Source organism: Streptomyces alfalfae, from assembly GCF_004127445.1.
Classification (GTDB): Bacteria; Actinomycetota; Actinomycetes; order Streptomycetales; family Streptomycetaceae; genus Streptomyces; species Streptomyces alfalfae.
On record NZ_QEXM01000054.1, the window covers coordinates 1 to 1,859 of the forward strand.

1 rRNA gene is annotated in these 1,859 nt (G+C 56.5%); it reads left to right on the top strand.

What is annotated here, in order from left to right:
• Positions 1-1,826 (top strand): 23S ribosomal RNA (locus tag DCW30_RS34170); the annotation flags it as partial.
• Between the last annotated feature and the right edge of the window lie 33 nt (positions 1,827-1,859).

The window sequence follows — 1,859 nt, forward strand, 5'->3', positions numbered from 1 at the left end:
GATGGGTAGGGGAGCGTCGTGTGCCGGGTGAAGCTGCGCCGGAAGGCAGTGGTGGACGGTTCACGAGTGAGAATGCAGGCATGAGTAGCGATACATACGTGAGAAACGTGTGCGCCGATTGACTAAGGGTTCCTGGGTCAAGCTGATCTGCCCAGGGTAAGTCGGGACCTAAGGCGAGGCCGACAGGCGTAGTCGATGGATAACCGGTTGATATTCCGGTACCCGCTGTGAAGCGTCAAACATCGAATCAGGCGATGCTAAGTCCGTGAAGCCGTCCCGATCTCTTCGGAGTTGAGGGAAGTGGTGGAGCCGACGGACCAGACTTGTAGTAGGTGAGTGATGGGGTGACGCAGGAAGGTAGTCCAGCCCGGGCGGTGGTTGTCCCGGGGTAAGGGTGTAGCCCGTCATCTAGGCAAATCCGGATGACATGTGGGTGAGACCTGATGCCGAGCCGATTGTGGTGAAGTGGATGATCCTATGCTGTCGAGAAAAGCCTCTAGCGAGTTTCATGGCGGCCCGTACCCTAAACCGACTCAGGTGGTCAGGTAGAGAATACCGAGGCGTTCGGGTGAACTATGGTTAAGGAACTCGGCAAAATGCCCCCGTAACTTCGGGAGAAGGGGGGCCATCACTGGTGATGAGTCTTGCACTCTGAGCTGGGGGTGGCCGCAGAGACCAGCGAGAAGCGACTGTTTACTAAAAACACAGGTCCGTGCGAAGCCGTAAGGCGATGTATACGGACTGACGCCTGCCCGGTGCTGGAACGTTAAGGGGACCGGTTAGTGCGCTTTCGGGCGTGCGAAGCTGAGAACTTAAGCGCCAGTAAACGGCGGTGGTAACTATAACCATCCTAAGGTAGCGAAATTCCTTGTCGGGTAAGTTCCGACCTGCACGAATGGCGTAACGACTTCTCGACTGTCTCAACCATAGGCCCGGTGAAATTGCACTACGAGTAAAGATGCTCGTTTCGCGCAGAAGGACGGAAAGACCCCGGGACCTTTACTACAGTTTGATATTGGTGTTCGGTTCGGCTTGTGTAGGATAGGTGGGAGACTGTGAAGCGGGCACGCCAGTGTTCGTGGAGTCGTCGTTGAAATACCACTCTGGTCGTGCTGGATGTCTAACCTCGGTCCGTGATCCGGATCAGGGACAGTGTCTGATGGGTAGTTTAACTGGGGCGGTTGCCTCCCAAAGAGTAACGGAGGCGCCCAAAGGTTCCCTCAGCCTGGTTGGTAATCAGGTGTTGAGTGTAAGTGCACAAGGGAGCTTGACTGTGAGACCGACGGGTCGAGCAGGGACGAAAGTCGGGACTAGTGATCCGGCGGTGGCTTGTGGAAGCGCCGTCGCTCAACGGATAAAAGGTACCCCGGGGATAACAGGCTGATCTTCCCCAAGAGTCCATATCGACGGGATGGTTTGGCACCTCGATGTCGGCTCGTCGCATCCTGGGGCTGGAGTCGGTCCCAAGGGTTGGGCTGTTCGCCCATTAAAGCGGTACGCGAGCTGGGTTTAGAACGTCGTGAGACAGTTCGGTCCCTATCCTCTGTGCGCGTAGGAATATTGAGAAGGGCTGTCCCTAGTACGAGAGGACCGGGACGGACGAACCTCTGGTGTGCCAGTTGTCCTGCCAAGGGCATGGCTGGTTGGCTACGTTCGGAAAGGATAACCGCTGAAAGCATCTAAGCGGGAAGCCTGCTTCGAGATGAGTATTCCCACCCCCTTTGAGGGGTTAAGGCTCCCAGTAGACGACTGGGTTGATAGGCCAGATCTGGAAGCCCGGTAACGGGTGGAGGTGACTGGTACTAATAGGCCGAGGGCTTGTCCTCAGTTGCTCGCGTCCACTGTGTTGGTTCTGAAAC